We start from the raw sequence: 21,006 nt of genomic DNA, 5'->3' as shown, positions 1-21,006 counted from the left end.
GGAATGTCGAGGGTGCGCACGTGCATTTCGCGCAGGGCGATCAGGCGAGGCCGTTCCACCAGCCGTCGTCGAGGTTCCCGGACGCCACCAGGACGGACGGTCCGCGCAACGTCGCCCGGCCGTCGGACACCGCAACGGTGACCTGACCACCGGGAATACGGACATTCACCTCACCGGAGTCGGCCCCGTCGAAGCGCAGAGCGGCGGTGGCCGCGGCCACCGTCCCGGTGCCGCACGACCGTGTTTCGCCGACCCCGCGCTCGTGTACCCGCATGTCCACGGCACCGGAATCGATGCGGGTGAGGATCTCCACGTTCACGCCGTGCGGGAAGAAGCCGGGATCGAACCCGGGTGCGGCCGTCAGGTCGAGGGCCGACAGGGACGCCGCCGTGAGGTGCGCATCGACACACGCCAGGTGCGGGTTGCCGACGTCGATGCCGATCCCGTTGAACACCTTGCCGTCGATGGTCGCGGCACTGGTTCCCAGATCCCGCACCACACCCATGTCGACGGTGACCTCGCCGAAGGCGCCGTCGGCCGAGTGCACGATCACCGGTTTGCCGCCGGCCCGGCTGCCGACCACGAACTCGTCGCGTGTCTCGAGCCCCGCCGCGCGGAGGTAGTGCGCGAAGACACGGACGCCGTTGCCGCACATCTCCGCGATCGAGCCGTCGGCGTTGCGGTAGTCCATGAACCAGTCGTCCTCGGACGTGCCGTCGGGGAGTTCGGCGAGCACACCGGCGGCAGCCAGCGCACCGGCCTTCGCGACGCGCAGGATTCCGTCGGCGCCGAGCCCACGCCTGCGATCGCACAGCGCCGCTACCCGCGGGGCCGACAGGTCGATGCGGACATCGGGATCCGGGAGGACCACGAAGTCGTTCTCGGTGCCGTGTCCCTTGCTGAAATCCATGCGCACCACTCTAACCAACGGTCGAGCAGGTGCTGTTCATCTGCGCGACCGCGGTGCGGTTCATCGGCGCGACCGCGGTGCGGTTCATTTACGCTGCCGGGCGATTTCGTAGAGGGCGACGGCGCCGGCGGAGGGGGCGCCGAGGGAACTCGCGGCGCCTCCGATCGGGATGTTGACCACCGTGTCGCAGGCGTCGCGCCAGGCAGCGCTCATCCCGCGCGTCTCGTTGCCGATGACGAGCACGGTGCCGCCGCCGAAGTCGTGGGCGTCGATGGTGACGGAGCCGGTCTCGTCGGTGCCGACGATGTGCAGGTCGGTTCCGGACGCCCGCCGGGCGTCGCGGAAGGCGAGGATCTCGTCGACGGACGACACCGTCACGACGGGCATCGCGAAGAGGGATCCGGTGGAGGCACGGACACTCCGGGGGTCGAACGGATCTGCGCCGTGGCCGACGACGACGACCGCGTCGGCGCCGAACGCGTTGGCGGAACGGACGAGGGTGCCCAGATTTCCGGGTGAGGCGGGCCGGTCGAACACGACGATCAGGGGGACGGACTGCAGTCGCAGGTCCTTCAGTCGCGGGGTTCGTGTCTTCGCGACGGCGATCAGTTCCGGCGCGGTGGTGGTCTTCTCACCCAGTTCGGCCATCAGTTCGGCACTGACACCGATCTGTTCGACGGACCGGGTGTCGAGCAGTTCCCGTGCCCAGTCGGACAGTGGCGGGCCGTCGATGCGGTGCAGCAGCGATTCGATCGGCCAGCCGTGTTCCAGCGCCAGGTTGAGGGGACGGACGCCCTGGATCAGGAAGCGTCCCGCCTTCGTTCGCTTGGCGCGGTTGGTGAGGTACGACTGCCACTGCTGAAAGCGGGCGTTGCGGGTGGTCACCAGCAGGGACGGGGCCGGACGGTTGCGTCCGGACGGTGCGCGGCTCATCGTTCTCCCAGTGTTCGGGTCTCGCCGAGGGTGCGGATCGTGGTGTCCGCGAGGTCGGGGTCGCTTCCGTCGACCCAGTGGATGCGGGTGTCGCGGCGAAACCACGACCGTTGCCTGCGCACGTAGCGCCGGGTGCCGATGAATGTGCGTTCCTGCGCCTCGTCGAGGTCGTATTCGCCGTCGAGCCAGGCGAGGACCTGTGCGTAGCCGATGGCCCGGGGTGCGGTGACCCCGTCGCGCAGTCCCAGCTCGATCAGCCCGTTCACCTCGTCGACGAGTCCCCGTTCGAACATCAGCCGGGTGCGGAGCCGGATCCGGTCGTCGAGTTCGGCGGTATCCCGGTCGACACCGACGATGTGTGTGCCCCAGCGCGGTTCGCCGATCCGCGGGGCCGACGCCGCGAACGGCTTCCCGGTGATCTCCACGACTTCGAGGGCCCGGACCAGGCGCCTGCCATCGGTGGGGAGGATCGACGCGGCGGCGTCGGGGTCCACCCGGCCGAGTTCGGCGTGGACGGCCGCGACGCCCTTCTCGGCGAGGACGGCTTCCCACCGCGCCCGCACGGACGCATCGGTGGCCGGGAAGCTCCACTCGTCGAGCAGCGACTGCACATACATCATCGATCCGCCGACGATGACCGGCACTGCGCCGCGTGCGGCGATCGCCTCGACGTCGCGGACCGCCGCCTGCTGATAGTTCGCGACGGTGGCCGTCTCCGTCACGTCGAGCACGTCGAGTTGGTGGTGCGGGATTCCGCGGCGTTCGGCCGGGGCGAGTTTGGCGGTGCCGATGTCCATGCCCCGGTACAGCTGCATCGCGTCGATGTTGACGATCTCGCCGCCGAGACGTTCGGCCAGGTCCAGTGCGAGATCCGACTTTCCGGTTGCGGTCGGTCCGACGACGGCGATCGGCACGGGTGACCTCACGGACGCCACTCCCCCACGTGGTAACCGACTCCATAGGGTGCCGCGCTGTACAGCGTCCGGCAGGAAGCGGGTGGCGCGTCGAACACGCCGGCGAGAACCTGCCACGGGACGCGCCCGCCGATGCCGAGGGAATCGCACTCCGCAGGTTCGAGGGCCAGCAGCGCGTCGCGGTCGCCGGTGTCGAGCGCGGCGTCGATCCTGGCCTGCACGCCCTCCGCACGCGGGTCGAACGCGCCCGGCGCCTTCGCCGTGAGAGTGTTCGCCCCGTCCGCGACGATCACCAGACCCCGCGGCTCCGGATCCCGGTCGAGAAGGGTGCGCAGTTCCGCGCCGTACTCGGCGCACTGGTGCGGCGACAGGTCGGCGGAGAGGATCCGCGCGTCGACGACGGCGTCCGGCGCGCACGTCCCCCGGATCCACCCGGCCGTCAGCGCCGCGAGCGGCAGGTCCGGGTCGGGATCGCCTGCCGGACCGGGCCGCAACGCGACCCGCACGTCGACGCCGTAGCCGCGATAGGTGCCCTGGGCGTCGGAACGTACCGCCACCGCGGCGGGCGCCGCTCCGACCGCCACCCACTCGGTGGCGAGCGCGGACAACGCCTTCGCCGCCGTCTGGACCGCATCCCGCAACGGCGCCGTCTCCGCAGCGGCCGCCCCGGTCAGTTCGGGTACCAGTAGCGGTGGAGACGGCACGAGGATTGCGGCGGTGAACACACAGTCACGCTAGTCGACCGTCCGTGCGGACCCGACATCCGATTCTGGCAGGCCGTCAATCGGTACCAACGCGGACCGTCCGACCTGATTCAATAGTCCACAGGGCCCGTACCGGGTTGAATGGAGCCAGCACCCGTCCCGGGTCGTATGGAGCCAGTATTGCGTTCAGGCAGCCGTGACGCGCGGCAGAGATGAGGAACCGATGACCGACAGCAGCGACGCGAAGCCCGCCGTGGAGCCTGCCGCTCAGCAGCACGACACACCGAAGCCCAGCCTCCCGAAGCCCGGTGCCGCCGCGAAACCGGGTGCACCCAAGCCCCACCCCACACCGACACACGCCCTCTCCGCCCCCGCCGTCGCCGCCCCCGCCCACAGTGACCCGAGCAAGTTCGGCCGCGTGGACGACGACGGCACCGCCTGGGTGAAGACCGCGGACGGCGAACGGCAGATCGGGTCGTGGCAGGCCGGGGACGCGGCGGAAGGTCTGGCGCACTTCGGTCGGCGCTTCGACGATCTGGCAACGGAAGTGGCACTCCTCGAGGCCCGGCTCAGTTCCGGCGCGGGCGACGCGAAGAAGACCAAGGCGGCCGCGCTCGCACTCGCCGAATCCCTCCCGACCGCCGCGGTGATCGGTGACATCGATTCTCTCGCGGCGCGGCTCGACGTCATCATCGCCGGATCCGACGAGGCTGCGGCCCACGCCAAGCACGAAAAGGAACTGTCGCGGCAGGCGCACACCGAACGCAAGGAAGCGCTGGCCGCGGAGGCGGAACAGATCGGTGCCGAATCCACGCAGTGGAAGGCCGCCGGCGACCGGCTGCGCGAGATCCTGGACGAGTGGAAGACCATCCGCGGTATCGACCGGAAGGTCGACGACGCCCTGTGGAAGCGGTATTCGAAGGCGCGGGAGGCGTTCAACCGGCGTCGCGGCGCCCATTTCGCCGAACTCGACCGCGAGCGCGCCGCCGCCAAGACCAAGAAGGAAGAGCTCGTCGAACGGGCCGAGGCACTGTCCGACTCCACCGACTGGGGTCCGACGGCCGGAGCGTTCCGTGATCTGCTCGCCGAGTGGAAGGCCGCGGGCCGCGCACCGAGGGAAGCCGACGACAACCTGTGGAGGCGGTTCAAGGGCGCTCAGGACGTGTTCTTCGCCGCCCGCAACGCCGCGTCCTCCGAACGCGACGCCGAGTTCGAGGAGAACGCGGTCGCCAAGGAAGAGTTGCTGAAGAACGCCGGCCACATCGATCCGGCCAAGGACATCGACGCGGCGAGGGCCGCGCTCCGCGACCTGCAGGAGAAGTGGGACGCCATCGGCAAGGTGCCCCGCGAGCGGATGCACGACCTCGAGGGCAAGCTGCGCGCCATCGAGAAGCGTGTTCGCGACGCCGCCGACGAGGAATGGCGCCGCACCGACCCGGAGGCCCTCGCCCGGGCCGCGCAGTTCCGGGAGCGGGTCACGCAGTTCGAGGAGCAGGCCGCCAAGGCGACCGCCGCGGGCAAGACGAAGGACGCCGAGAGCGCCCTCGCGCAGGCCCAGCAGTGGCGCGAATGGGCTGAGGCGGCCGAGGGCGCCGTCAGCGGCCCGTAGGCACGATCAGCCGACGTTCCAGTCGCCGCGTCGCTCCGCTTCGGCGGCAGCGGCGCGGCGTTCTTCTTCGGCGGCCAGCTGCAGGGCGGTGCGGCTCCAGACCACCTTCAACCAGTGGAACGTGAGCACGATGACGGTGAGCCAGCCGATGATCAGACCGATCCCCGGTCCGGCCGCCTCGACGCCGGGCGCCGGGGTCTGCCGCGACCAGATGGCGAGCATGCCGAACACGATGGACACGGCGGTTCCGGCGAGGGCCACCCAGGCGAGCGCCCAGCGGCGGGTGACGAGCGCCAGCATCGACACGACGACCCCGAACACCACCTCGAACCACACGAACAGCCGCGAGGGCAGCGCGATCGTCTCCGCGCGGGCGTCGTCCCCGTACACCAGCACCTCCCAGCCGTTGGCGATACCGGAGTGCGGCAACGTCAGCGAACCGAGGAGTACGACCACCGCGACCGCGACGACGAGGGCACGCGCGCCGGGATCGATCTCGCCGGCCACCTTCTTCTCGGCGGCGTCGAAATCCTTCAGGTAACTCTCGATCGGCTCGCTCTCGGAACCCGAACCGTTGTCGCCGGTCCGGTTTCCGTCGTGCCGCTTGTCGTCGAACGGGGTGGTCATGCGTTGCATCCCATCTGGGCGGGTAGTGGTGCGGGCGCACCGATCTGCGGCAGTCCGAGTCCCACGCCGATCGGCGGGGTCTTCGGGGTGATGCCCTTCTCGAAGGAGTCGCCCGCGCGGGTGCGGCGGTGGGTCAGGACCGGGGTGTCGGCGACGAGGTGGTGCGGTGCGGCGGCACTGACGACGACGGTGACGACGTCGCCGGGCCGGACGTTCCCGTCGAGGTTGCCCGCGGGCCGGAAGTGGACGAGGCGGCCGTCGCGGGCGCGCCCGCTCATCCGGGCGGTCTCCGCGTTCTTGCGGCCCTCCCCGGCGGCGACGAGCAGTTCCACCTCGGCGCCGACGAGCTTCTGGTTCTCCTCGAGGGTGATCTGTTCCTGCAACGCGATGAGACGCTCGTACCGTTCCTGGACGACGGCCTTGGGCAGCTGCTCGGCCATCTCCGCTGCCGGGGTGCCCGGACGCTTGGAGTACTGGAAGGTGTAGGCGCTGGTGAAGCGTGCCTGCCGGACCACGTCGAGGGTGTCCTGGAAGTCTTCCTCGGTCTCACCCGGGAAGCCCACGATGATGTCGGTGGTGATGGCCGCGTGCGGCATCGCGGTGCGGACCTTGTCGATGATCCCCAGGAACCGCGACTTCCGGTAGGAGCGGCGCATCGCCTTCAGCACGCGGTCCGATCCGGACTGCAACGGCATGTGCAGCTGGGGACACACGTTGGGGGTCTCGGCCATCGCCTCGATGACGTCGCCGGTGAATTCGGCCGGGTGCGGAGACGTGAACCGCACCCGCTCGAGCCCGTCGATCTCTCCGCACGCGCGCAGCAGCGCGGCGAACGCGCCGCGGTCGCGGGGCTGGTCGGGATCGGCGAAGGACACGCCGTACGCGTTGACGTTCTGCCCGAGCAGGGTGACCTCGACGACGCCCTCGTTCACCAGTGCCTGCACCTCGGCCAGGATGTCGCCGGGGCGCCGGTCGACCTCCTTGCCGCGCAGCGCGGGCACGATGCAGAACGTGCAGGTGTTGTTGCATCCCACCGAGATGGACACCCAGCCCGCGTATGCCGACTCCCGCTTGGCGGGCAGCGTCGACGGGAACGCCTCCAACGCGTCGAGGATCTCGACCTCGGCCCGCTGGTTGTGGCGGGCCCGGTCCAGCAATGCGGGGAGCGAACCGATGTTGTGGGTGCCGAACACGACGTCCACCCACGGCGCCTTCTTCACGACGACGTCGCGGTCCTTCTGCGCCAGGCACCCGCCGACCGCGATCTGCATGTCGGGGTTCTGTTCCTTCGCAGGCGCGAGGTGGCTCAGGTTGCCGTACAACTTGTTGTCGGCGTTCTCCCGCACCGCGCAGGTGTTGAAGACGACGAGGTCGGGCGCCTGCCCCGCGGCCGCCTTCGTGTAGCCGGCGTCCTCGAGGAGCCCCGACAGCCGCTCGGAGTCGTGCACATTCATCTGGCAGCCGTACGTGCGCACCTCGTAGCTGCGGGGAGGGGTCTGGTCGATCGTGTCCACGTATGCCAGGGTACGGCCCGCGCCAGATCGCCTCGTCGCGGCCGGTGTGCGCCCGGACACACGCTCGAAGCCGGACAGTAAAGTTTCCGTGACATCCCGAGGATTCTCGGAGCAAATGGCAGGTGCTCCCGCTCCCAACACATAGGGTCATCGACTATGACGCAAGCCGACGACGCGACGCCGACACCCTCCACGGGCGCGGCCCCGTCCATGATCTCGATGAAATCGGTGAACAAACACTTCGGCGCCCTCCACGTCCTCCGGGAGATCGACCTCGAAGTCCCTCGCGGACAGGTCGTGATCGTCCTCGGACCGTCCGGCTCGGGTAAGTCGACGCTGTGCCGCACCATCAACCGCCTCGAGCCCATCGACTCCGGTGAGATCGCGGTGGACGGGAAGGTACTACCGGCCGAGGGCAAGGCCCTGGCGGCGCTGCGCGCCGACGTGGGCATGGTGTTCCAGTCGTTCAACCTGTTCGCCCACAAGACGATCCTCGAGAACGTGATGCTCGCACCGGTCAAGGTGCGGAAGAAGAGCAGCGCCGACGCGAAGGCGAGGGCCTACGAGCTTCTCGAGCGGGTCGGCATCGCCAACCAGGCGGACAAGTACCCGGCGCAGTTGTCGGGCGGTCAGCAGCAGCGAGTCGCAATCGCACGCGCACTCGCCATGAACCCCAAGGTCATGCTGTTCGACGAGCCGACGTCCGCACTCGACCCGGAAATGGTCAACGAGGTTCTGGACGTCATGACCTCACTCGCCAAGGACGGCATGACCATGCTCGTGGTGACCCACGAGATGGGCTTCGCCCGCAAGGTCGGCCACCGTGTTCTCTTCATGGCCGACGGCCAGATCGTCGAGGACGCCGAGCCCACCACGTTCTTCACCGCTCCCAAATCCGAGCGCGCGAAGGACTTTCTCGGCAAGATTCTCAGCCACTGACCCGAAGGAGCGCCGCTGCGGTGCTCTCTCGGTCGACCGTGCTCCACACGCAACACCCGTCATTTCAATTGGAGGAACTCGATGAGGATCAATCGCTCGATTCGCGTGGGAATCGGCGTCATGGCGCTCGCCGTCGTCGCATCTGCCTGTGGCGGAGGTGAAGAGAAGAGCGCATCCCAGAGCGCGTCGGAGGGCAAGCTCACGGTCGGAATCAAGTACGACCAGCCCGGCCTCGGATTGCGCAACCCCGACGGTTCCTTCAGCGGCTTCGACGTCGAGGTGGCCGAATACGTGGCCGGCAAGCTGGGTGTCGCGCCCGAGAACATCGAGTTCAAGGAGTCCCCGTCGGCTCAGCGCGAGACGTTGATCCAGAACGGTGAGGTCGACTACATCGTCGCCACCTACTCGATCACCGACGCCCGCAAGGAGAAGGTCGACTTCGCCGGGCCGTACTTCATCGCCGGACAGTCGCTCCTGGTGAAGTCCGACAACACCGACATCACCGGCCCCGATTCGCTCAACGGCGGAAAGAAGCTGTGCTCCGTCACCGGGTCCACCCCGGCGCAGAAGGTCAAGGACACGTACGCGCAGGACGTGCAGCTGCAGGAATTCGACACGTACTCGGCGTGCGTCGAGGCACTGCGTAACGGTGCGGTGGACGCCGTCACCACCGACGACATCATCCTCGCCGGCTACGCGGCGCAGTACCCCGGCGAGCTGAAGGTGGTCGGCGCGCCGTTCACCGAAGAGCGCTACGGCATCGGCCTGGCCAAGGGCGACGACGAGACCCGCGCCAAGATCAACGACGCCATCGACGCCATGATCGCGGACGGCTCGTGGGAGCGCGCGTTCAACGAGACCGTCGGCGCGTCGGGTTACCCGATCCCCGCCCCGCCGACCGTCGATCGGTACTGAGCTACTCACTCATCCGGGTCGGACGACTCCCCATTCGCGGAATCGTCCGGCCCGGTTCGACACCAACCACCGGTCACCTGGGGAGACGGTAAGTGGACCTACTGAGCAAATACAGCGATCAGCTGATCGACGCATTCTGGACGACGGTGCAACTCACCGCGTTCTCGGCTGTCGGTGCTCTGATACTCGGCACCATCCTCGCGGCGATGCGGGTGTCACCGATCCCGGTCGCGCGTGGCGTCGGCACGGCGTACGTGACGATCTTCCGCAACACTCCCCTGACGCTCATCATCATCTTCTGCTCCTTCGGGCTCTTCCAGACGATGGGCGTCAAGCTCGCCCCCGAGCAGTCGCCGACGTTCTTCGAGGAGAACAACTTCCGGCTCGCCGTGCTCGGCCTCAGCGTCTACACCGCGGCGTTCGTCTGCGAGTCGCTGCGGTCCGGTATCAACACGGTGCACGTCGGACAGGCGGAGGCGGGCCGGTCGCTCGGCCTCACGTTCTCCCAGAATCTGCGGTTGATCGTGCTGCCGCAGGCTTTCCGCGCGGTCACCGCCCCACTCGGTAGTGTGCTGATCGCCTTGACCAAGAACACGACGATCGCCTCTGTGATCGGCGTGGCGGAGGCGTCGCTCCTGATGAAGGAAATGATCGAGAACGAGGCCGCCATCTTCGTCGTCGGTGGCATCTTCGCGCTCGGCTTCGTGATCCTGACCCTGCCGATGGGGCTTCTCTTCGGATACCTGAGCAAGCGATTCGAGGTTGCACGATGAGCAATGCCGCCACCGTCCTCTACGACGCACCGGGTCCGAAGGCGAAGAACATCTATCGCCTGATCTCGGTCGTGGTCGCTGTCGCGCTACTGGGAATCGGCTACCTCGTCTACGCCGCGCTCGACGACAAAGGTCAGCTGACGGCGGCGAAATGGGATCCGTTCCTCGAATCGACGTCGTGGACGACATATCTGATCCCCGGTATCCGCGGCACCCTCGTGGCAGCCGCCGTATCGATCCTGTTCGCGTTGATCCTCGGCGCGATCCTCGGCATCGGACGCCTGTCGAACCACCGGCCGGTGCGATGGGTCGCCGGCGGGATCGTCGAATTGTTCCGCGCCATCCCGGTACTGATCCTGATGATCTTCTCGTACCAGCTGTTCGCCGAGTACGAGGTCTTCAAATCGAAATACCTTGCGCTCGCCGCGGTCATCGTGGGCCTCACGCTGTACAACGGCTCGGTGATCGCCGAAATCGTCAGGGCAGGCATCAATTCGCTCCCCAAGGGGCAAAGCGAGGCCGCCATGGCGCTGGGTATGCGCAAGGGCCAGGTCATGGGCACCATCCTGCTTCCGCAGGCCGTCACGGCGATGCTCCCGGCGATCATCTCTCAGATGGTGGTGGCCTTGAAGGACTCCGCGCTCGGTTACCTCATCGGCTACGTCGAAGTGGTGCGGTCCGGTCAGCAGCTCGGTGCGTTCTACGGCAACTACCTTCCCGCCCTGATCGTGGTGGCGATCATCATGATCGTCCTCAATTACACGCTCACCGTGGTGGCGACCAAGGTGGAGAAGCGACTCCGGGCCAGCCGCAAGGGCGGAGGCCCCAAGGGGGCCGTTCCCGAGCTTCCGGCGGTGTCGGTTCCGGGTATGGACATCACCGACAAGCGGTTGTGATCTGACGCGGGCGTGACGTGACACTGCGGTCGGACGCGAACTCTGTTCCCGTCCGACCGCAGTGTTGTCGTCTCGTCGGTGTTGTCGACGTCTCGTCAGTGTTGTCGTCGTCTCGTCGCAATCAGGTCTCGTCGAACAGGCCGTCGGTTTCCGCACCCGCGCGATCGAGTTGTTCCTTGACCACCTCGAACGCCATGCCCTGGGGGAATCCGCGGCGCGCGAGCATCGACACCAGTCGGCGGACCGCCCGGTCCCGATCGTCCGCGGACACCGTCCGCAGTTTCTTCTCGACCAGTTCGGTGGCTCGCGCTCGTTCGTCTTCGCTGTCGATCTGAGCGAGCGCCTCGGTGGCGTCTTCCTGACCGATGCCCTTGCGGCGCAGTTCCAGTGCGAGCGCACGTTTCCCCTTGCCGGAGTACGTGTGCCGCGAATGCACCCATTGCTGGGCGAAGTCGGCGTCGTTGACGAGTCCGACCTCGGTGAGGCGATCCAGCACACGCTCAGCGATCTCGGGCGAGTAGCCCTTTTTCGCCAGACGCTCGGCCAATTCCGCTCGGCTCCGGGCACGGTCCGTCAAGAGACGCAGGCACAAATCCTTGGCCTGCGTCTCCGTCCCACCTTCGCCCGTCGGACGCACGGCGGCGCCTTAGAATTCGACCGGGGCGGCGTCATCCGTAGCAGCAGTGACGTCGGCGCCGATTCCGAGCTTTTCCTTGATCTTCTTCTCGATCTCGTCCCGGATGTCGGTGTTCTCCAACAGGAACTTGCGGGCGTTTTCCTTGCCCTGTCCCAGCTGGTCGCCTTCGTAGGTGTACCAGGAACCCGACTTACGGATGAACCCGTGCTCGACACCCATGTCGATCAGCGAGCCTTCCTTGCTGATTCCCAGGCCGTAGAGAATGTCGAACTCTGCCTGCTTGAACGGCGGCGCAACCTTGTTCTTGACCACCTTGACGCGGGTACGGTTACCCACCGCGTCGGTGCCGTCCTTCAGGGTCTCGATCCGCCGCACGTCGAGGCGCACCGACGAGTAGAACTTCAATGCCTTACCACCGGTGGTGGTTTCGGGGGAACCGAACATGACGCCGATCTTCTCGCGCAGCTGGTTGATGAAGATCGCGGTGGTGCCGGAATTGCTGAGCGCACCGGTCATCTTACGGAGCGCCTGGCTCATCAGACGCGCCTGCAGACCCACGTGGCTGTCGCCCATCTCACCCTCGATCTCGGCGCGCGGGACCAGAGCGGCCACGGAGTCGACCACGAGGATGTCGAGGGCGCCGGAGCGGATCAGCATGTCTGCGATCTCCAGCGCCTGCTCACCGGTGTCGGGCTGCGACACCAGCAGCGCGTCGGTGTCGACGCCGAGCTTCTGGGCGTAGTCGGGGTCGAGCGCGTGCTCGGCGTCGATGAACGCGGCGATGCCGCCGGCCGCCTGGGCGTTGGCGACCGCGTGCAGAGCCACGGTGGTCTTACCCGAGGACTCCGGGCCGTAGATCTCGACGACACGGCCGCGGGGCAGCCCGCCGATGCCGAGGGCGACGTCCAGCGCGATGGAGCCGGTCGGAATGACGGCGATGGGCTGACGGACACCTTCGCCCAGGCGCATCACCGAGCCCTTGCCGAAGTTCTTGTCGATCTGCGCCAGCGCGAGGTCGAGCGCCTTGTCTCGATCGTGTGCCTGTGGTGCCATCGTCGTCCCCATTCCTCGAGTCTCATCAGTGATCTGCGGTCAGGTTAGATCCAGGTACCGACAAGAACCGTGACCACCGAACATCCCCAGCATAGGGGAACGTGTGTTCGATATGTGCGGTCGGTCCGTTCGACACGCCGGATTTCTACCGGCGCTGCGGCGGGACGTCGAACTCGACGCAGAGTTCACGCCACACCTCGCGGGGTTCCCGGCCGTCCTCGATGGCTTCGGCGGCGGTCTTGCCCCCGAGACTGAGCAGCACGTGGTCGACGAGCAGCGCGTCGCCGCGCATCTGCCCGAACTCTTCGCGGACGAGTTGGTGAAATTCGGTCAATCGCACACGTCCACGCTAGCCGAACCGCGTGCCGGGCCCTCACCGCAGCGCGGCGCGGCACACCTCCACCGGATCGGTGACATCCGCGATGCTCCGCGCGGCCCGCTGCGCGGCGTCCGCGTGGGCACCGTTCGAGAGCACCTGTTCGACTGCCGCGCGGAGGGCTTCCGCGCTCGGGGGACGCACCACGACGGCGCTCCCCTGCCGCGCGGCCCGGTTCGCGAGTTCCCACTGATCGCCGCCGCCGGGAACCACCACCGCCGGAACCCCTGCGAGCAGGGCCTTGGCCAGCATTCCGTGTCCGCCGCCGCAGACGACGGCCGAGGCCTCGCGCAGCATCGCGTCCTGACGGCCGAGACCAGCTCGCGCCCAGGGCGGAACCGTGGCCGGCGATCCGTCGAGTATCGACGCGATCACACGAACACCTGCCCCGTCGAGCCCCGCGAGCGTCGTCTCGAGCATGCCCTCGGCGCCGGTGAATGCAGTCGACGGAGCCACCATGACCAGAGGATCGGCGCCGTCCGGCGGTTCGAGCACCTCGTTCGTCGGTTCCCACAGCAGCGGCCCGACCACGTGCGCCTCGGCGGGCCAGTCCGGTCGTGGCACCTCGAGCGCGGGGAGTGTCGCGATCAGCCGCCGAACGGGCCCCGGGTCCTTCGCAGGCAGTCCGACGCCGACCCGGGCCTCGGAGCGTTGCCGCTCACCCTGCCGGATCGACCGCGCCGTCGCGGTACGCATGAGCGTGTCGCGGAGCCTGCCCCGAATTCCCACACCCGGGGCCAAACCGCTTCCGATGGGCGGCAACCCCTTGGACGCGGCGTAGAGCGGGTGCGGGGACAGCTCGACCCACGGGATCCCCAGCCGCTCCGCGGCCATGCCCCCGCCGGCGGTGAGGATGTCCGAGACGACGAGGTCGGGTCCCATCGCGCGCAGGTCGGGGAGCAACTCGGTGGAGATGTGCGCGGCGCGGGCGTGAATGCGCGCGCCCGCATCGAGGTCGTCGTCCGTCGGGCGGGGCGCGAGACCTTTCAGCAACTCGGCAGGCACACCGGCCGCCCGTGCGGGCTCGACCCACCGTGTACCTGTGAACAGGACCGGATCGTCTCCGGCCTCGATGAAGGCGAGGCACAACGCAAGGGCAGGGAAGGCATGTCCGGGATCAGGCCCGGCGACCACGGCGACTCGCACGAACCACAGAGTGTCACACGGTCGGCGTCACCGTTTCTCGAACACGGCTTCGGCGGCGGCGAGGGACCGCGCACGGTCGGCGGGGACGAGTCCGATCCGGGTGCGCCGGTCGAGTAGGTCGTCGACGTCGAGTGCCCCCTCGTGAGTCACCGCGAACTCGAGCTCGGCGCGGCTCACGTCCACACCCTCGGCGATCGGCGCCAGCAGTTCGGGGTCGGCGGCGGCGATCAGCGCCGCCTCCGTTCCGTAGCGGGCGAGCAGCGCCGGCGGGGCCGAGACCTTCCGCAGCACTTCGGGTGTCGCGGCACCGACGAGCGGCAGGGCCCGCGTCCGGCACGGGCCCGCGTCGAGTCCTGCCATCTCGACCGCGGCGTCGACGGCGTCCTCCGCCATCTTGCGATAGGTGGTGAGCTTGCCGCCGACCACGCTGACGAGACCCGTGTCCGAACGCAGGATGGCGTGATTGCGCGAGAGGTCCGCGGTGGATCCGTCCCCGGTGTCGAGCAGAGGTCGCAGCCCGGCGAAGGTCCCGACAACGTCCGAGCGCTGCAACGGAACCTCGAGCGCGGTGTTGACCGTGTCGAGAAGGAAGTCGATCTCCTGCTCCGACGCCACCGGGACGTCCGGAACGGGTCCCGGCGCCGCCTCGTCGGTCAAGCCGAGGTACACGCGGCCGAGCTGTGCGGGCAGCGCGAAGACGAAGCGATTGGTCTCACCGGGGATCGGAACCGTGAGCGCCGCGGTCGGGTTCCCGAGCCGCTCGGCCGGGAGCACCAGATGTGTGCCGCGACTGGGCCGCAGCGTGATCCCGGGATCGATCTCACCCGACCACACGCCCGCCGCGTTGACCACGGCGCGCGCCGTGATCGGCAGTTCCGAGCCGGTCAGCTCGTCGCGCAGGGTCGCGGACGTCCCGGTCACGTCGTACGCGCCCGTCCGGGTGAGCACCTTCGCACCGTGGAGCGCGGCGGTGCGCGCGAGGGACACCACGAGTCTGGCGTCGTCGATGAGCTGGCCGTCGAATGCCATCAGGCCGCCGCGCAGGCCTTCCCGCCGCACCGCGGGGGCGAGTTCGACTACCCGGTCGGCCCGGACCGACCGGGATCGAGGCAGGACCGACGACGGCGTGCGAGCACTTGCACGCAGCAGATCACCTGCCAGGAAGCCCGTGCGGACGAGGGACTTGCCGAACAGCGTCGTCGAATCGAGAACGGGCACGAGCTGCGGGAGCGCCCGGACGAGGTGGGGGGCGGTGCGGGTCATGAGGATTCCGCGTTCGACCGCGCTCTCGCGGGCGATGCCGACGTTGCCCGATGCCAGATACCGCAGCCCGCCGTGGGCGAGTTTCGAACTCCACCGGCTGGTCCCGAACGCGAGATCCCGCTTCTCCACGAGCACGACGTCGAGGCCGCGTGACGCCGCGTCGAGCGCGACGCCGACACCGGTCACTCCGCCGCCGATCACCAGCACGTCGACGACTGCACCGTCCGACAGCCGGTCGAGTTCGCGCGCCCTTCGCGCGGCGTTCAGAGCCGACGAGCGGCTCACGGGCGGCGTGTTCGGGTGGTTCACCGGTCTCCTCGTTCTGTCGGGTGGTTGCCGGCGGCGTCCGGTGCCAGGTAGGCGCCGACAGCGTGCCGGAGTTGCTCCGTCAGGGCGTCGCCGGGAAGTTCCTCGGCCACCATCACGGCCGACTGGACCGCGGACTGCGCGATGAGCAGGACCATCGTGGCGATCTGACGGCTGTCCCCGGCGCGGATCGAGCCTTGGTCCTGACCCGTCGACACCGCGAACGCAACCTGGTCGATGATCGCCCGCTGGCTCGTGCCCAGCCGCTCGAGGATGTAGGTGGTGAACAGTTCCTGATCCGAACGCAGGATCTTCACGAACAGCGGATGGTCGCGCACCTCGGTGGACACGTGGACCACGGCGTCGACCAGCTGGCGGTGGACCGATTCCTCGGCGGAGAATTCGGGCATCACGGCAGCGATCTCGCGGGTCATGAGATCGGCGACGACGGCCCTGGTGTCGGACCAGCGCCGGTAGACGGTCGGCCTGCTGACGCCTGCGCGCCGGGCGACCTCCGCCAGTGTGGTGCGGCGCAGTCCGAAATCGAGGATGCACGAGCGTGCGGCGTCGAGAATGGAGTCCTCGACGCTCGCTGAGGTGTCGTCACGCGACGGAGAATTACGGATAGACATTGTGTGTAACACCGTAACGCATGAATCCCCTGCCGGCACCGAACCGGTACTCGAAGCACATCGCCAGGCGCACGATGCCCGCCCCACTCCCCCGACCTCGGGGATGTGAGCAGCGCAGACGCGATCAGAGGGCGAGTCGACAGCAAGATTCCGCGCGTCGGAGAAAAGCAGAGGGCAACCACTCAATTATTCGGATAATTTTGGTATTCCGTCCGGGTCGGATTCTTTTCCATCAGACCGGAGCGTCGCCACGTTCGTTCTCGGTCGCGACCTCAGCCGAAGAAGTAGAGCTCGAATCCCACCGCGCGTTCGGCGTCGAATCCCGGTTGCGGCCCGGTCACCATCTCGACCTGGGCCCTCGCCTGCTGCCCCACCGGGACGTCGCTGAGCGCTTCGAGATAGCGGGTGTGCTCGGCCAGCGAGAGCACCGCCCGATCCACGGTGTGGGTGACATCCACCGCGTGGGTGGGGGTCATCGTGTTGACGGCGACCCAGCGGACACCGCGCCACGGCGGTAGCCCCGACTCCCCCAGCTCGGGAAAGATCCATTCGTTCGCGGCGTCCGCGGTGGCGTCGAGAACGGAACGGCCGAGTGCGCGGTGGTCCGCGCTGTTCAGCTGGCCGGGCCCCCACGTGTCCGCGAAGTTCGCCGTCACCACGAGATCCGGGCGATGACGACGGATCGCCGTCGCAAGGTCGCGGCGGAGCGCGAGACTCTCCACGAGAGTGCCGTCGGGGTACCCGAGGAACTCGACGTCGGTCACTCCCACCATGGCTGCGGAACGCCGCTCCTCCGCCTCCCGGAGCGGGCCCGACTCCGCGGGGTGCAGGCCCGCGATCCCCGCTTCCCCGCTGGTGGCGAGCACGTAGCGGATGTCCTTGCCCTGCTCGGTCCAGCGCGCCACGGCCGCCGCTGCGCCGTATTCGATGTCGTCGGGGTGCGCGACGACGACGAGCCCACGATGCCAGTCCTCGGGTACCGGTTCCATGGGTAGAGCATGCCTGTCAGCTCCGCGTGATGTCCGATTTCTCGCCGGATCCGGACATCGCCTTGATCAACAGGTACACGCCGAACACCACGGCGCTGACCACGAGAATCCAGAACAGACCCTTGACGAGGGCACCGACGACCGCCAATGCGATCCAGATCGCCGCGACCGCCAGAACAATCTTCCAGAACATGATTTCCTCCACTCACGTCTCCCCGATCGATTTCTGCGCCCGACATCTGGTCGACCCCACTTATCGGGTTCGCACACCAGCGTGGCACGGCGGAGCGGGTAAATCACCAGGTCAGCGTAAAGATCAGGGAAAGATCAGGGTTCTCCCCCACACGATGTACCGAAAGTCACCGGACCGGTCGATCGACGACATCAGCGGTAGCGGCGAACGATGTCGTCGATCTCACCGAGAGCCGCCGCGAGGCCGGCGAGCTTTTCCGTCGCAGACACCAGTTCTGCACGTTCGTACGCCAGTTCACCGACGGCACTCGTGGTTCCGGGAACGGCGACCTCGGCGGCAGCGGCCACCAGTTCTTCGAACTGGTCGACGCCGTCGTCTAGTTGCGCGGCTGCGGAGGTGATCGCCCGGTGGAGCGGTGCGGCCGCGGCACGGCTGCCCTGGGCGGCGTCCTCCATGGACGTGATGTCGAGGGCGACCGCCTGCAGGGCGGCTGCCGCGGAGCGGGCCGTGGCGTGGGTGTCCTCGATGTCCTCACCGCTGATCGTCCCGGACCGGGACAGCACACCGAGGATGCCGTGCAGTGCGCGCTCGCTGTGCACGAGTCGTTCCATCGGCTCGCGGGCGGCCGAGGACGGCGCCGGAAGGACCCGGCGGGCAGGCAGGCCCGGTGGCAACGTCACGGCGTCGAGCTTGCGGTATCGGCTGACGGCCAGCACGGCGGGGACCGCGAACACGACGGCGCCGCCGCCGGCCATCAGCATCGACCACTCCGGCGCGGCCATCAGAGCGAGACCGGCGGCACCGGTGGCAGAGGACCCGGACACGATGCCGTAACGCTTCGCGCGACGCCTGGCCCGCCGCTTTTTCCGCAGCAGACGTTCCCGGGGGTCGCGCCACTTCTGTGCTGCGTCCGCGACGGACTCACCGGCGTCACGCAGCGCGCCCTGGATCCCGGCGAGTCCGGACACGACAGTGGCCGACCGGACTGCGCGTCCAGGTCGGCCACGTCGGGTGGAACTCATGCGAATACTGTTCGGCTACTACGCAGTGCCGGCCTGGCCCGCTGCCGGCGGCTGCTTGTCGAGGTTCGGGTTTGCTGCCGGGGTCGCGGGCGCGTTGGCGGCACCGCCGGACGGCAGGGCGTCGCCCTTCATCGAGGCCCGGATCTGCTCGAGCCTGCTGTGTCCGGCCATCTGGATGCTCGCCTGCTGCACCTCCATCATGCGGCCCGACACCGAGTTCTGTGCCAGCTCGGCGGAACCGAGGGCGTCGGCGTAGCGGCGCTCGATCTTGTCGCGCACGGCATCGAGACTGGGCGTGTTGCCGGGAGCCGAGAGGGTGCTGTCCATGGAGCGCAGCGACTCGCTGACCCGTTCCTGCATCTTGGCCTGCTCGAGCTGGCTGAGCAGCTTGGTGCGCTCCGCGACCTTGGACTGCAGAGCCATCGCGTTCTGCTCCACGGCCTTCTTCGCCTGTGCGGCCGCCTGCAGCGACTGGTCGTGCAGCGCCTTGAGGTCTTCGACGCCCTGCTCGGCGGTGACGAGCTGCGCGGCGAACGCCTCGGCGGCGTTGGTGTACTGGATAGCCTTCTCGGTGTCGCCCGCGGCCTGGGCCTGGTCGGCCAGGTTGACGGCCTGACGGGCGTTGGCGTTGAGCTTCTCCACCTCGTCGAGCTGCCGGCTGAGCTTCATCTCGAGCTGGCGCTGGTTGCCGATGACCGACGCGGCCTGCTGCGACAGAGCCTGGTGCTGGCGCTGCGCATCCTCGATCGCCTGCTGAATCTGAACCTTGGGGTCAGCCTTCTCATCGATCTTGGAATTGAAGAGCGCCATCAGGTACTTCCATCCCTTGACGAAAGGATTAGCCATGGGTTTGATCCTGCCTCCATCTGTTGCGCCGCGCGATGCGCGACCCGATACGCGACCGTCACGCACCGGAACAAGGGCTGCGCCCCGACTGCCTGTCTGCCCCGCCGACAACGAGACCGGCGGTTAACTGAAATCTATCGGTTCGGCACGGGTGTTGCTACGCGGCAGCCAGCGCCTGCGCGGGTGCAGGGATGACCACCCGGGTGTCGCGAGCGATGGTCGTCGAACCCGGTCGTGCGCTCGCGGCGGGAGCCTCGGCGGGCGCGGATTCGACGGCGTGCCGGTCGGTGTCCGCACGCTTGGCCGAAGAACCGTCGGACAGCGATTCGCTGACGTCGACGAGCACATCGGAGAGTGGGACCTCCAGCGCGTCGCAGATCGCCGCCAGGAGCTCACTCGAGGCTTCCTTGCGCCCTCGTTCGACCTCGGACAAGTATCCGAGGCTCACACGAGCACTGTTGGAGACCTCACGCAGGGTCCGGCTCTGCGAAACGCGCGTACGCCGAAGACTGTCACCGATTGCCTCACGCAATAGCAGCGCCATCTCGCTCCTCCTTCATCCGTCACCTGTCTCGCCTATCTCAACGCGCGAACAGGACCGATTGGTTCCCGACCTTAGCCTGCGGATGTTTCCTGCACACGATCGAGGAGTCCCGACACGGCGGCGGAAACCGCAGATTTACGGATCTGCCACCGGTCCCCGGTCAATCCGAGCTCGCGGACGGCCGTTCCGGATGCCCCGGAAATGCTCAGGAACACGGTGCCGACCGGGTGTCCGTCCTGCATGTCGGGGCCGGCGACACCGGTCAGTCCGACGCCCCAGTCGGCGCCGCAGCGGGCGCGGGCCCCGTCCGCGAGTGCGCGTGCCGTGGATGCCGCCACGGGCCCGTCCGCGGCCAGTCGGGTGGGATCGACCCCGGCGAGGGTGGCCTTCAGGTCGGTGGCGTAGACGACGAGCCCGCCGCGGAGCACGTTGCTGGCGCCGGGCACTCCGGCGATGGTCGCGGTGAGCAGTCCCGCGGTGAGCGATTCCGCGGTGGCCACCGTCTCGCCGCGGTCGGTGAGCACGGCAACCAGGTCACCGGCCCGCGTGCCGTCCACCAGTGGGTCAGTCATGCCCCGGTGCCCGCGTTCGCCTCGACCTTGTGCACGCCGGCTCGCAGGCGGACCGCCTGCACGACGTAGTCCAGCCCGGTCACCACCGTCAGCAGCACGGCGGCGCCCATCAGAATCCAGCCGGCGACCTCGAACCCGTCGGGCAGCGGCAGCAGGTAGTAGCCGATCGCGATCGTCTGCACGAGAGTCTTGAGCTTGCCGCCCCGGCCCGCGGGAATGACGGCGTGTCGCAGGACCGCAAATCGGAGCAGCGTGATGCCCAGCTCCCGGACCGCGATCACCACCGTCACCCACCAGGGCAGGTCTCCGAGGATCGACAGCCCCACGAGGGCCGCTCCGATCAGCGCCTTGTCCGCGATGGGATCGGCGAGTTTGCCGAAATCGGTGACGAGGCCGTACTTGCGGGCGAGTTGCCCGTCGATCCGGTCGGTGATGGCCGCGACGGCGAACACGCCGGTGGCGATCAGGCGCCACGTCGTCGAGTGTCCGTCGCCGACGAACAGCACGACCAGGAAGACCGGAACCAGCAGGATCCGGAGAATCGTCAGGATGTTCGCGATGTTCAGAAGAGGTACGGCCGTCTCACTCGCAGGCTCCACCGACGGGTCCGGGGCCGCCGGTTGGCCGGCGGCCGTCCAATCCTCGCGCTGCGTGCTCATCGGAGCACCGCAGCGGAGAACTGCACCCCGGGAC

The 21,006-nt window shown here is 68.3% G+C and carries 24 protein-coding genes; 5 read left to right on the top strand and 19 right to left on the bottom strand.

Annotated features, from left to right (window positions below; translation table 11 throughout):
* Positions 1-40: 40 nt before the first annotated feature.
* From dapF to HGB39_RS25265, 4 genes are all read right to left on the bottom strand, one after another.
* The gene (gene dapF / locus HGB39_RS25280) at positions 41-910 is read right to left on the bottom strand and encodes a diaminopimelate epimerase (RefSeq protein WP_005261135.1); all 870 of its coding nucleotides are present in this window, start codon (positions 908-910) and stop codon (positions 41-43) included.
* 84 nt (positions 911-994) lie between these two features.
* Positions 995-1,843, bottom strand: a complete 849-nt coding sequence (locus HGB39_RS25275) for a TrmH family RNA methyltransferase (protein WP_005573526.1) — start codon at positions 1,841-1,843, stop codon at positions 995-997.
* The gene (gene miaA, locus HGB39_RS25270) at positions 1,840-2,769 is read right to left on the bottom strand and encodes a tRNA (adenosine(37)-N6)-dimethylallyltransferase MiaA (protein ID WP_169693208.1); all 930 of its coding nucleotides are present in this window, start codon (positions 2,767-2,769) and stop codon (positions 1,840-1,842) included. The genes HGB39_RS25275 and miaA overlap by 4 nt, the downstream gene beginning before the upstream one ends.
* Positions 2,766-3,482 carry a class III extradiol dioxygenase subunit B-like domain-containing protein gene (locus HGB39_RS25265; RefSeq protein ID WP_064081028.1) on the bottom strand — a complete coding sequence of 239 codons (717 nt, stop codon included), beginning with the start codon at positions 3,480-3,482 and terminating at the stop codon, positions 2,766-2,768. The genes miaA and HGB39_RS25265 overlap by 4 nt, the downstream gene beginning before the upstream one ends.
* Before the next feature lie 202 nt (positions 3,483-3,684).
* On the opposite strand from HGB39_RS25265, the gene HGB39_RS25260 reads away from it, so the two are divergent.
* Positions 3,685-5,070, top strand: a complete 1,386-nt coding sequence (locus HGB39_RS25260; protein ID WP_005563802.1) for a DUF349 domain-containing protein — start codon at positions 3,685-3,687, stop codon at positions 5,068-5,070.
* A 6-nt stretch (positions 5,071-5,076) separates the two neighbouring features.
* On the opposite strand, the gene HGB39_RS25255 is transcribed toward HGB39_RS25260, so the two are convergent.
* Positions 5,077-5,697 (bottom strand): Rv2732c family membrane protein, encoded by a 621-nt coding sequence (locus HGB39_RS25255; protein ID WP_005261140.1) that lies wholly within the window; start codon positions 5,695-5,697, stop codon positions 5,077-5,079.
* Complete coding sequence (gene miaB / locus HGB39_RS25250; RefSeq protein WP_064080912.1) at positions 5,694-7,211, bottom strand: tRNA (N6-isopentenyl adenosine(37)-C2)-methylthiotransferase MiaB; 1,518 nt, start codon at positions 7,209-7,211, stop codon at positions 5,694-5,696. Before miaB ends, HGB39_RS25255 begins: the two co-directional genes overlap by 4 nt.
* A gap of 210 nt (positions 7,212-7,421) precedes the next feature.
* Here miaB and HGB39_RS25245 point away from each other — a divergent pair, with 210 nt between their 5' ends.
* From HGB39_RS25245 to HGB39_RS25230, 4 genes are all read left to right on the top strand, one after another.
* On the top strand, positions 7,422-8,150 hold the full coding sequence (locus HGB39_RS25245) for an amino acid ABC transporter ATP-binding protein (RefSeq protein ID WP_005261142.1): 729 nt from the start codon (positions 7,422-7,424) through the stop codon (positions 8,148-8,150).
* A gap of 81 nt (positions 8,151-8,231) precedes the next feature.
* On the top strand, positions 8,232-9,065 hold the full coding sequence (locus HGB39_RS25240; protein ID WP_005240753.1) for a glutamate ABC transporter substrate-binding protein: 834 nt from the start codon (positions 8,232-8,234) through the stop codon (positions 9,063-9,065).
* A gap of 92 nt (positions 9,066-9,157) precedes the next feature.
* Positions 9,158-9,838, top strand: a complete 681-nt coding sequence (locus HGB39_RS25235) for an amino acid ABC transporter permease (RefSeq protein WP_005261143.1) — start codon at positions 9,158-9,160, stop codon at positions 9,836-9,838.
* Positions 9,835-10,734, top strand: a complete 900-nt coding sequence (locus HGB39_RS25230) for an amino acid ABC transporter permease (protein ID WP_005261144.1) — start codon at positions 9,835-9,837, stop codon at positions 10,732-10,734. The genes HGB39_RS25235 and HGB39_RS25230 overlap by 4 nt, the downstream gene beginning before the upstream one ends.
* Before the next feature lie 121 nt (positions 10,735-10,855).
* Here the strand turns inward: HGB39_RS25230 and recX are convergent, their stop codons facing one another.
* The 13 genes from recX to pgsA form a co-directional block, all read right to left on the bottom strand.
* Positions 10,856-11,371, bottom strand: a complete 516-nt coding sequence (gene recX, locus HGB39_RS25225) for a recombination regulator RecX (RefSeq protein ID WP_005563806.1) — start codon at positions 11,369-11,371, stop codon at positions 10,856-10,858.
* A gap of 9 nt (positions 11,372-11,380) precedes the next feature.
* A complete protein-coding gene (recA, locus tag HGB39_RS25220; RefSeq protein WP_005240749.1) occupies positions 11,381-12,424 on the bottom strand; it encodes a recombinase RecA in 1,044 nt (347 codons plus the stop codon).
* A gap of 145 nt (positions 12,425-12,569) precedes the next feature.
* Complete coding sequence (locus HGB39_RS25215) at positions 12,570-12,764, bottom strand: DUF3046 domain-containing protein (RefSeq protein WP_005240748.1); 195 nt, start codon at positions 12,762-12,764, stop codon at positions 12,570-12,572.
* Positions 12,765-12,797: 33 nt separating this feature from the next.
* Complete coding sequence (locus HGB39_RS25210; RefSeq protein ID WP_043788356.1) at positions 12,798-13,946, bottom strand: glycosyltransferase; 1,149 nt, start codon at positions 13,944-13,946, stop codon at positions 12,798-12,800.
* 27 nt (positions 13,947-13,973) lie between these two features.
* Positions 13,974-15,518: a glycerol-3-phosphate dehydrogenase/oxidase gene (locus HGB39_RS25205; RefSeq protein ID WP_005563808.1), complete on the bottom strand. Its 1,545-nt coding sequence runs from the start codon at positions 15,516-15,518 to the stop codon at positions 13,974-13,976.
* A complete protein-coding gene (locus HGB39_RS25200; protein WP_005563809.1) occupies positions 15,515-16,147 on the bottom strand; it encodes a TetR/AcrR family transcriptional regulator in 633 nt (210 codons plus the stop codon). Before HGB39_RS25200 ends, HGB39_RS25205 begins: the two co-directional genes overlap by 4 nt.
* Before the next feature lie 272 nt (positions 16,148-16,419).
* A complete protein-coding gene (locus HGB39_RS25195; RefSeq protein ID WP_005563810.1) occupies positions 16,420-17,136 on the bottom strand; it encodes a PIG-L deacetylase family protein in 717 nt (238 codons plus the stop codon).
* A 16-nt stretch (positions 17,137-17,152) separates the two neighbouring features.
* Positions 17,153-17,329 carry a hypothetical protein gene (locus HGB39_RS25190; RefSeq protein WP_007296377.1) on the bottom strand — a complete coding sequence of 59 codons (177 nt, stop codon included), beginning with the start codon at positions 17,327-17,329 and terminating at the stop codon, positions 17,153-17,155.
* 191 nt (positions 17,330-17,520) lie between these two features.
* Complete coding sequence (gene pspM / locus HGB39_RS25185) at positions 17,521-18,351, bottom strand: phage shock envelope stress response protein PspM (RefSeq protein ID WP_206032698.1); 831 nt, start codon at positions 18,349-18,351, stop codon at positions 17,521-17,523.
* A gap of 18 nt (positions 18,352-18,369) precedes the next feature.
* Positions 18,370-19,197 (bottom strand): PspA/IM30 family protein, encoded by an 828-nt coding sequence (locus HGB39_RS25180; RefSeq protein WP_005563813.1) that lies wholly within the window; start codon positions 19,195-19,197, stop codon positions 18,370-18,372.
* Between the two features lie 157 nt (positions 19,198-19,354).
* On the bottom strand, positions 19,355-19,741 hold the full coding sequence (locus HGB39_RS25175) for a helix-turn-helix domain-containing protein (protein ID WP_007296380.1): 387 nt from the start codon (positions 19,739-19,741) through the stop codon (positions 19,355-19,357).
* Between the two features lie 71 nt (positions 19,742-19,812).
* Positions 19,813-20,313 (bottom strand): CinA family protein, encoded by a 501-nt coding sequence (locus tag HGB39_RS25170; RefSeq protein WP_005261153.1) that lies wholly within the window; start codon positions 20,311-20,313, stop codon positions 19,813-19,815.
* Positions 20,310-20,972 carry a CDP-diacylglycerol--glycerol-3-phosphate 3-phosphatidyltransferase gene (pgsA, locus tag HGB39_RS25165; protein WP_005561141.1) on the bottom strand — a complete coding sequence of 221 codons (663 nt, stop codon included), beginning with the start codon at positions 20,970-20,972 and terminating at the stop codon, positions 20,310-20,312. Before pgsA ends, HGB39_RS25170 begins: the two co-directional genes overlap by 4 nt.
* Between the last annotated feature and the right edge of the window lie 34 nt (positions 20,973-21,006).

The organism is Rhodococcus opacus (assembly GCF_012396235.1).
Taxonomy (GTDB): Bacteria; Actinomycetota; Actinomycetes; order Mycobacteriales; family Mycobacteriaceae; genus Rhodococcus_F; species Rhodococcus_F opacus.
Note: the sequence above shows the minus strand (reverse complement) of the source record. Positions and strands in the feature narration are given on the sequence as shown.